This is a genomic window from Paraburkholderia sp. SIMBA_054 (assembly GCF_046534875.1).
Taxonomy (GTDB): domain Bacteria; phylum Pseudomonadota; class Gammaproteobacteria; order Burkholderiales; family Burkholderiaceae; genus Paraburkholderia; species Paraburkholderia hospita.
The window spans coordinates 39,034-48,806 of sequence record NZ_JAWRXV010000074.1 but is presented as its reverse complement, the minus strand read 5'-3'; the positions used below and the strand labels follow the sequence as shown (position 1 = coordinate 48,806).

The 9,773-nt window shown below is 60.3% G+C and carries 4 protein-coding genes; all 4 read right to left on the bottom strand.

Annotated elements, in window-relative coordinates; genetic code table 11:
- Positions 1 to 594 precede the first annotated feature (594 nt).
- Entirely contained in the window at positions 595 to 4,437 is a 3,843-nt protein-coding gene (locus SB822_RS47440; RefSeq protein ID WP_410857964.1) for a WD40 repeat domain-containing protein, read from the bottom strand.
- 1 nt (position 4,438) lies between these two features.
- Entirely contained in the window at positions 4,439 to 5,806 is a 1,368-nt protein-coding gene (locus tag SB822_RS47435) for a toll/interleukin-1 receptor domain-containing protein (RefSeq protein ID WP_410857963.1), read from the bottom strand.
- 364 nt (positions 5,807 to 6,170) lie between these two features.
- Entirely contained in the window at positions 6,171 to 8,240 is a 2,070-nt protein-coding gene (locus SB822_RS47430) for a KGGVGR-motif variant AAA ATPase (protein WP_410857966.1), read from the bottom strand.
- A gap of 14 nt (positions 8,241 to 8,254) precedes the next feature.
- Complete coding sequence (gene fsxC / locus SB822_RS47425) at positions 8,255 to 9,586, bottom strand: FxsC protein (protein WP_410857962.1); 1,332 nt, start codon at positions 9,584 to 9,586, stop codon at positions 8,255 to 8,257.
- Between the last annotated feature and the right edge of the window lie 187 nt (positions 9,587 to 9,773).

The following is a 9,773-nucleotide window of genomic DNA, read 5'->3' as shown; positions in this document are numbered from 1 at the left end:
CGCGCCCATCACAGTACCGCTCGCCTGCTTAAACGCGCCAAAGGCGGGACATTTTGATCAAGACCTTGAAAGGGCTGCCTCTCAGAGCGTCACTGGGTAGACGTCGTTAGTCGATCGCATACACTCAAGTCGGTATCAGCCTGTTACTTCGCCGCACGTGACTCATTGGAAAAATCGAAGCGTCACGTAAATTATCCTCGCCTTGCTCGCACGGATCCGATGCGCCTTTTCGGGGTAATCGTTCGAATCGTGCAAAATCTGGCGCTGACAGCTTGCAAGACCGCTTGCAGCAAGGCAGCGCAATCTCGCGGTTATTGTGCCGTCGGTGGATTCGTAAGTCTTTGAGCAATCGGCACTTTTCAGAGCAAACCGCCAGATTTTGCACGATTCGAACGAATACCCCGCATTGCGCTCGGTAGCATAAAAATGCTGCTTGTTCGCAATCCGTTATGCTGATCAACGGAACGATGCGCGGACAAACTGTGCGGCGTCGTACTATCGAAAGCTAGTGGGCGTAGGTGGCTAAAACACCGTGTCATCTCGCCCATTCCCGAATCCGCTACGCGCTGCAAGGCTCCGCTTACATCATACTGTCTAATGACACACTGGCGCGGGCAGTGCCGGGCAAGTCTTGTGGTAGGGCTCGCCGAGCATGAATTGACGCCACTCGGTGCAGTCAAGATTGCGGTTAGCGATCTCGCAAGCGTCTTTCCGCATTGAGTCCGCCCCCCAGTTGCGCAACGATACCGTCTGGTCTTTGTGCAGCACCGCTACGCGACGCTGGCCCGGACTGATGTCCACACTGGACACGGTGCCACCTGCGGCGCGCAGCCGCGCGAGCTCGGTTCCTTTGCGAAGATCCCATACGTACCGTTCTCCCTTTGCCTCGCCGCTGACCAGAGCATCGCCGTTGCCAATGAACACCAGGCGGTTGACTGGCCCGTCACTGGGGCCGAACCTCGCGTCCGTCTGTCCGCTTTCGGCGTTGCGCACGATGACCATACGGTCTTCACCTCCCGATACGAGTCGCTTCCCGTCCGGACTGAATGCCAGTTGTTGCACGGTGCTCTTATGCGGGTCCGGCAGTTTTAACATGCCCTCTTGCGAACCAAAGCGGTACAGCCGTACTACGCCATCGTCCCCCGCCACTGCGAGTGCCAGACCGTTAGGGCTGAAGGCAACGACTTTCGACCCTGGATGACCTGAGAGTACAGTCTCGTGCCCACCTCGGATCTCGTGCACATGAATCGAACCGTTGGACAAGGCGACCGCGAAGCGCCGGTTATCCCAACTGATGGCAAAGCGCTCCACCTCTGCATGCTGCGGCTTGGGAAGGTGCAGAAGGGCATGCCCATTGTCGATCATGTCCTGGACGTCGATACTTCCGTCCTTGTTCAGGATCGCAAGTAGAGAGCCGTCGGGACTGAAGTCGGTATGAGTAAAGGCATGCACCGAGTTCAATGGGACGCCTTTTATCGCGTCCCAGAAGTCCGCGGTGTCGGTCTTGGGACCGTATGTACCCAACACGCTGCCGGTTCGATTGAACTCGACTTCGTCGGCCGCATATGGGCCTTCGCGAGAACGCAGCACGGCGCCCGGAGTGAGCGACCAGATGGTGAACAGCGTCTCCTGTTGATCGATCTCGTACTCGAACAGTTCGTCATTCGTCGAAAACTGGTAGGCACCGCGCTGCGCCGGCCTCGTCCTGACAGGCGCCGGGCCGCCGTCGATGGGCAGCACATCGACCTCGCCGCCGGCCATGACCGTGCGGATCCAGCGGCCGTCCGGGCTCAATGAAATCTGGCTCCCCCGGCCGATGTCATGACGGATCGCACCGACTTTCCGCTGGGACCGGGTCTCCCAAACGGTTGTCGTGCCGTTGTTTCGAATCGCGACGAAGCGGCCGCCGGGCTCGAAAGCGACCTGCAGTTCGCTACCCTCGATGCTATCCAGCGTTCCGATGGTGATGCCTGTCGATTCGTCGCGAAGCTCGATGACGCGCTTGTCGTCAGAGTTCTTGCGGAGCGCCGCATCGAAGCGGCAGTCAGGCGTGAACGCGAGCACAGGTCCTGTCGTCCGGGGCGCCGATGCACCGTCGGCTTCGGAGAGCGGCGTGGCGAAAATGCTGTCCCGGGCACCGTAGAGCAGGGTAGTGTCTTGCGGGTCGAAACCGAGACAGCTTCCGTCGGCCGCTCCAACATGGCGCAGCGGCGTTGCATCCCCTTGTCCCGGCATTGTCCACACATCGACTGACGCATTGGTCGCAATCGCGACGAACGTGCCGTGGTGGCTGACGACCATCCTCTTGACGCGTTGGGCATTGGCAAGAGCGAAGTGTCCGATTTCCTTTGAATCGCGCAACTGCCAGGCGAAGACGGTGTTTGTGTCATCTGCAGCCACAAGACGCGTGGCATCAGAGTCGTACGCCAACGCCACCACACGGCCTTTATGGCCCTGGAGACGGTGCTGCACGGTCCAGGTGGCCAGATCGAGATCGAGGACGTCGCCGCTGACGGTGCCCATCGCGATCCGCCGACCGTTTGGGCTTGTTGTTGTTGCGCTCACTACGTCATTGATGCGGAGCATCTTGCGCACTCCCTCCTCAGCAATCAGCCGTGCGAGTTGAGCGAGCTGCGCATCCAGACGCCCAGGGGCCGCGTAGCTGGCTTCGGCACCCAGCAGAAGCGCGCGATCGGGATGTTCCGCCTCTTCGGCGCCGGCGTTGGCGATCAGGGTGGAGACAACCGCGTCGCGGGTCAACTGTCCGGCATGAGCGATAGCTTCGTCTGCCCGCTTCTGCTGAATAGCAGCCGACGTGGCAGCTTTCACAGCTTCGTCCCTCATGGCCATCAACATGTCGAGGGACTTCGCGTTGGCGGCCTCCGCTTGCTCGCTTCTCAGTTTTGCCCGATCACTCTCTGAGGTGGCGCTAATCAATGCATCCGTCGCTTTCATCATCTGGCGATTCGTTTCGCGCGTATGACCCTCTGCCTCCTGCGCATGTTGACGCTGCTTGATCGCGACGAGTATGGCGACCACCGCGGCCACGATCAAAATGGTCGCCACGAGAGCGACGCATCCGGCCAGAATGGCGACGCGACGATTGCGCTGCTGCACCTTCAGCGCCTCGCGTGCACGCTCAGCGGCGGCTGCATCGGCGGCTGCCGCCGCCTCGCGCACCCGCCGGGCATCGCGGCTGTCCTTGACGACACGTGTCAGCACGTCATGGGTCAGTTCGAGTCTGCGCACGCCGAAGCGGTCATCGACGCGCAGCAGCCGGCCGGCGACAAGCCGATCGATTTCGGCTCGCGTGATGCCGGGCAGCGCTAGCGCGTCCTCGACAGCATTGCTGTCCCGATGGCCGGCCTCGGTGATCAGCTCATCCTCGATAAACACACGCATACGGTGGTCTACACCCTGTAGCGAGCGTTCATAGAAATCGACGAGGATCTCGCGCTCGGCGCTGGCCAGCAGGCTGGCGCCGATCTGATTACTATGCTGTGCGATTCGACGCAGGTTCAGTTCGCTGCAGATCACGCTCAGCAGCGCAGGATCGACTTCCATCCGCTCATAATCGTCCGCCGCAGGGGCCTCGGCGCGGTTGTGCCAGGCAAGGCCGATAATCCGTTCGCTCACTCCCGCAGCCACCAGTGCGCTCCCACTGTCCACCACCTCCCGCGCCTGATGGCCGTCCATTGGCAACAAACGATATCGGTTGCGCATCAGCGATGGAATGCGTACGCGCAAGCCTTCGATCTCCGCCAGAAAGTCCTCGCGAAAACTCAGTACGACCTTGCAATTGCGACGACTGAAGTCGATGCGCCCGGCTAGCGCCGCATCGGAATCGAGCGCCCGGCGCAATGGTTCCGGCGGGCGATTTTCAATCAGGTCTGACAGTTCGCTCACGAAGTCGTCGGCGCGGCGGCGCGTCTCTTCGTCGACCTGGCCGAGTGTGAATATCTCTTCGAACTGGTCGAAAACCATCACAGGTGTCAACGCGCGGTTGCGCGCATTCCAGAATCCTTCCCCGGCGCGATGAAAGTGTTCCCACATGGACACTCCCGCAGACGGAGCGGTGGCGTCGACGTCGGCGTCGCTGCATGCAGCGGCGAGCGCTTGCCAGACCTGCTCGCGCAGCGGTAGCTCGGCACCGTGCGCGAGCCGGATCATGACGGGCAAATACAGATCTTCGCGCAAACGGGGGAAGAGGCCGGCGCCTAGAAGCGAGGTCTTGCCCAGGCCCGAGCGGCCGAACAGGACGGTCAGCACTTCGCGACGTACCAGCCGGGCAAGTTCGTCCGACTCGCTCGCCCGCCCGCGAAAGAAGTATTGGTCCGCCTCGGCGAAAGAGGCGAGGCCCGGCCACGGATGCGAAGGTGTCAGATCATCACCGGACACATCTTCGTGCAAGGCGAATTCAGCGGCTGCAGTGCCCATATCAACTCCGGCATGAGTGGCTGGCGATTTGGCGGTAAAGACCACGCACATGTGTGATGAACGCATCGGTCGGCTGTGCGCCGGGCAGCGTTATCCATTGTGCGCGGCGGAAGTGATCGGGGACGCTGCCGCCGTAGGCCGACGTATCGTCGATCACGACCGGGATGAGAAAGGGCTCGTCCGGTGCCATGCCGCGAGCGCGGTCGTCGGCAGCCATCCATTCGCGCCAAAAGAAATCCCGCCGTCGCGCAGGATCTTGTGTGGCCCGAGAGATCACAGGAATGAACAGGCTGCTGGCTTCGAGGCCGCGTCGGATGCGGCGCTCCCAATCGTCGCCGGCCTGCAGATCATTCCGGTCAAACCAGACGTCGATACCGGCCGCATCGAGCGCTTGCGCGAGGCCGCGCACAGCGACGGCATCCTGGCTCGAATAGCTGATAAACACCGCGCCTTCGACGGCCCGTTGCACGGGGGGCGCCGGGGGAACGTTGACGATGGCCGCGGGATGGCGCTGTTCCCATCGGCTGCGCAACTCGGCGCAGAAGGCTGTCGGCTCCAGCGCGACGACGCGGGTAGCCGGGCTGAAGTCGGCGAGAAAGGCCTTGAGCTCGGGGTCGCGGTCGGCCTGCGGGTCGACCAGGTATTCCACGGTTTCGCGTCGCGCGGAGAGCCGTTCATTCTTTGCCGCTCGCAGAAAGAAACGCGCGAGCCAGTCGGGCAGGCGGCAGCCCAGCAACAGCAGATGATCATCGCGTAACGCGTCGAACAATAGCTTTGGCCTGCGTGCATCGTCCTGCAGCGCGTGCAGGAACTCGAGGCGGTCTTCATCGCAGATGACCCACTCCGGCGCCGACGATTGGCGGCCGAGCAGATGGAAGACGGTGGGAGCAGTCAGACGATCGCGCGGATTTGGCAGATCGGCTGCGCGATTCGGTGAGAACGTCACGACTGACGTGCGCGGATCGCCGTTGTGCCGAACGAGATCGATCGCGCGCGCCAACAGGCCATCGAACGATAGGGTAACGAACAGGTCGAGCCGGCGTACTGCAGCGAGGTCGATGAGTGCCTGTGGCGGCTCGATCGTGAGGTCTCTGACGACCTGCGAGGTACGAACGTAGAGGTCTTCCTTGCGCGCGCGTGGCTGTATCAGGTAACGGCTGACGACATCTTCCAGCCGCGGCGGGCCGTCAAGTTCGCTCAAGTCGATGCGCAGCCTTTCAGCGAGGCGAGCGGCGACAAGCGCATCGAACCCCAAGGACTTTTCGTCCTGGCTGACGGGCAACAACCCGTTGTCGACTACTGCGATGACTCGTCCTTCATCGATATAGTCGAGAAGGTCGCTCCAGAAGAATTCGTCGAGATCTTCCATGAGATTCCATCCTGGGAAGTCTAAACCCTTCCCTTCAGTGTGGCAGAGCAGAAGGCTTACTCAAGAAAACGATTTTCGATTTGTAGTCGGCGCCACTGCGCGGCATCAATAGAGTGCGATTGCCAATCGCCATTCTCTCGATTGTTCTAAGAACGATTGGGGAGTGCCTTTTGTAAAAGGCATATGGCTTCAGACTCGCGAGTCGATGCATTTGCGGGCATTGCACGCGCCGCGTCGTTAGTTACGTAAGCGCTGGCATTGGATGCAGCGAAACATGACGAATATCTGGTGTTTCCGGATGGTTATTCGAGTCAGCCAATTTCGACTACATGGACCGAACATGCGCAACACAACAGTTAAGCGTTCATAGTCCGTGTGAGAGATCGCTCAAGGCACGCTCGAGTGCCGTCTTCAACTCTTCGGCTGACGCCACGATGTCGATCCGGCGCGTAACGCCGGCGCGCTGGAGGTAGCGTTGGCGATATGTTTCCCGTGCGTCCGGCCCCGGAACGCAGACAATCGCACTAGCGTGCAACTGTTGATGATGGTTCCACTCCATCAGTTCCCGGTCGTATTCCAGTCTTTCCGCTGTGAGAGCGTCCACGATGACCAGACCTGCTGCCGATTCAGCTGACGCCCCTGTGCTCTGGTTTAGCCATTCGCGGAAGCGATGTAGCGAAATCAGACGTGTATCCACGCCGAGGTTCGATGCGACGGACAGGATGGTGTCGCCGATGCCCTGTGCAAGCTCGGCAGGAAACGGCATCCAGTCTCTACGGCGTAGCCCATAGTTGCGCGCCGCGGGCCGCGCAAGGCGCATGACGCGTTGCCGCTCGGCTACGATCGGTACCAGTACGTGCCTCTTTTCGACCTTGTTGATGACGGTGCTTCGCACCGGCGCACTTGCCTCTGACATCGCCATATGCGCGCGCCAGGCATCGGTGATCTGCATCGCGATGTCGAACAATGATGATTGGTACGCCTTGCGCTCCGCATCGGTGCGCATCAGATATCGGAAGCCTCCGCGGTGGCTGGGAGACAGATACATCTGCAGACCACTGAAGTGCATCAAGTCTTTTGTTTGCGGGGTTGGCACCCATTCGATCAAGACAATCTGCTTTCCGGATTGTTGTGCAAGCTCATATTCGGCCATCCCAAACTGGCTGTTCATATATGCGGGCGAGAGAAAGCACACGACGACTGAAGAGGAAATCAGTGCTTCGCGCATGCCTTCCAGATAAGAAGTGCCGAAACTGAAAAGAGTCGAATCGAAGAACGCGACGCTGTCGGGGTCCAGGCCAGTTAGTGTGCCGACTTCTTGGGACAGATCGTTCATGAAGGTACGCAAGCTGTCGTCGACGTCACGGTGCGCGTAGCTTGCAAACAGCACGCGCCGCTCTTGCCGGACGCGCGGGCGCGGCGGCGCCGGTGGCCGCAGAAAACGGGCCATCTGCTCCTGCCGCTGCGTTTCGTCGAGCGCCGGCATTTCGACGATCGTCTGTTCAGAAAGCCAGGACACCAGCCCCTCGATCGAGGGCAGCAACGACGTGCGCACCCGCGGCTTGTCAAATACGGCGAGTACTTCCTCCAGCGAATAGAACGGGATGTAAGGCATCTCGACGTCGCTCCAATACTCGTCGATTTCGTCTTCGTCGAGCCAGTCGAGGAAACGCTCGAATCGTTCGCGAGCCTGCGCGCGCGCGGAATCGACTCGCTCTTTCTCGCTGCTGTCCACGCGTGTCGGCACCGGCATCACGCGCAACGTACTGATGTTGTCCGGCCCGCGCCGCTGCTCGACTGCTGACGTGGCCGTGCCCGCGGCACCGTAAATGCTCTGCTGGTTGAGCGTGAAGCAGACGACGAGCGTGTCGGGCATCTGTACAGTACACACGCCCGAGGTGTCGCTTACGCCTGTGCGGCTGTCGATCAGCACGTAGTCGTATTCCGCGCGCAGCCGGCGTTTGACTTCCTCGAGGAAGATACCGCCACCCAGCTTGCTATAGAAGTGCTGCCAGTTGAATGAATTGACGCGCAGCGAATACCCAGCGTCCTGGCGTCCTGCGGGGACGAAATCCAGCCGGCCGCCGCGCTTCTCGAAGCCGTCCCAGTTGACGGAATAGGCGACCATGCGCAAGTCCGCGTAGCGCTCGAACCAGGCTTCCGTCTCGGCTTGCTCCGGCGACGATAGGGCCGCATTGGCGAACGAAAGAATAAAGTCCATCAACCCGTCTGAGGCTTCGAGGGCGGGATCCTTAAGATACGGCTGAAAATACCGCTGGAGCCCGGGGGCTTCCAGATCCCAATCGATCGTCAGCACGCGCATGCCGTTGGCCGCCAGGACCCATGCTGTATTTGCCAACGCCATCGATCGTCCCGTTCCACCCTTGTACGAATAGAAAGTGACGACACGTCCTGGCGGCTTCGCTGCTTGCATGTCGATTCGACCGTTCAGGCTGGACATGACGGCGCTCCGGCGTCGGGAGGAGTGGCCACGAGATGTGGCTGTACGTCGGGGCGAATACCTTGCTCTTTCGCCGCGGCTGCAAGTGCGGGGCTTTCCGCGCGGCGGATATCGGCTCTTTCCGTGTTGGCGAGCAAGGAATGCGTGATCTCGTCGAGGATCATGCTGGCGCGGGCACGGAATTCGTCGCTCGAACCGATTTTCCAGTGATGGCCCGGATAGCGCAGCAACATCTTCTGGTTGCAGGCCTTCTCCAGATTCGACAACAGGGTCTTCTCGTTGTCCAATGTCTCAGGATCGTCGCGATTCCACGGTACGAGGACGGCGCAGTTCAGCAGATTCACTTCGTCATACTCCTTGAGCAACTCGCGGTACGGCTCGAGTTGCGCACTCCATGGATCAGCGAAAATCACCACTGGAATCCGGGCGCCCTTCGCTTCGCGCAATTTGTCTATGAGTTGCTTGCCACAATCGAGCTGGACGAATCGCAAATTGCGATCCCCGGCGGCCCGCTGTGCCAGCGCGCCGACACTTTCGGGCGATTGCGGATGATAAGGACGCCAGTCCCATCCATCTGTGACGCCCCATGCCGTGGTATCGCGACGATCAACCTTGACGATTTCAGCTTGCGTGCCTGCCACGAAAACGAAACAGGCAATATTGCCGCGTATCGCAGACGCTGCGGGTGCCACCAGCGCGGCATGCGCACCGGTGGCGGCTGGAACTGAATGGAATGCGCTCGCGATCTGATGCATCGGTTCGAGGTGCTGCAGATCCGGCAGATGGATCGGGCTGTTCAATGCCTCGGTCAACCGCTTCGCTAGCGCTGTCAACACCTGTTTCCACTCGGCTTTTCGCTCGAGATCCAGCAGTTTGCGCAAGCCGAGCTCGCGATAGTCCGGCGGAAACGCAGCATTTGAATCCTGATATCGGGACGCCACTTCCGGTTCATCGGTCGGGATCCACTTGACGGGCACTATCGTCAATGGAGTCGGTTCGCCAGGATGGGCGGTAATCCACGCACGGCGCCGCGTCTGAAAGACTTCGAATTCGCGGCCGCACCACTGACTGTTGTAGTAATGCGCCGAGCCGAAGTACAGCATGACGCGAGCAGTTCGCAGGGCATCGCCTAGGTCGGCCGGCCACTCGTCTCCCGTTTCGATGTCACGATGCGCGACGAAAGCGACCTTGTCTTGACGAGGGCCCATGATCTGCTCGATCTCGTTTTCGAGCTTTTCGAGGAACGAGTCGAACAGTTCGCGATCCGACTGGAAGCGCCTATTGTCGCTCGCGTAGCTGATGAAAATGGGTCGACTCATGACGGCCTCCCAGTGAGTACTACGCGATGTCGACACCTCGCCTCAAAGTGGATCGACATCTGGATTCTCGCCCCGCACAAATCGCTGCATTTAAGCGGGAGCATAATAAACAAATGAATCGCAGTACATCTTCTCGCATAAATTGAATTAACTCAATCGCCGGATTCACGGGATTGATAGAGTGAGT

Coding starts and splice junctions, on each gene's coding strand:
- SB822_RS47440 (WP_410857964.1), bottom strand. CDS start 4,437: ATGGGCACTGCAGCCGCTGAATTCGCCTTGCACGAAGATGTGTCCGGT.
- SB822_RS47435 (WP_410857963.1), bottom strand. CDS start 5,806: ATGGAAGATCTCGACGAATTCTTCTGGAGCGACCTTCTCGACTATATC.
- SB822_RS47430 (WP_410857966.1), bottom strand. CDS start 8,240: ATGCAAGCAGCGAAGCCGCCAGGACGTGTCGTCACTTTCTATTCGTAC.
- fsxC (WP_410857962.1), bottom strand. CDS start 9,586: ATGAGTCGACCCATTTTCATCAGCTACGCGAGCGACAATAGGCGCTTC.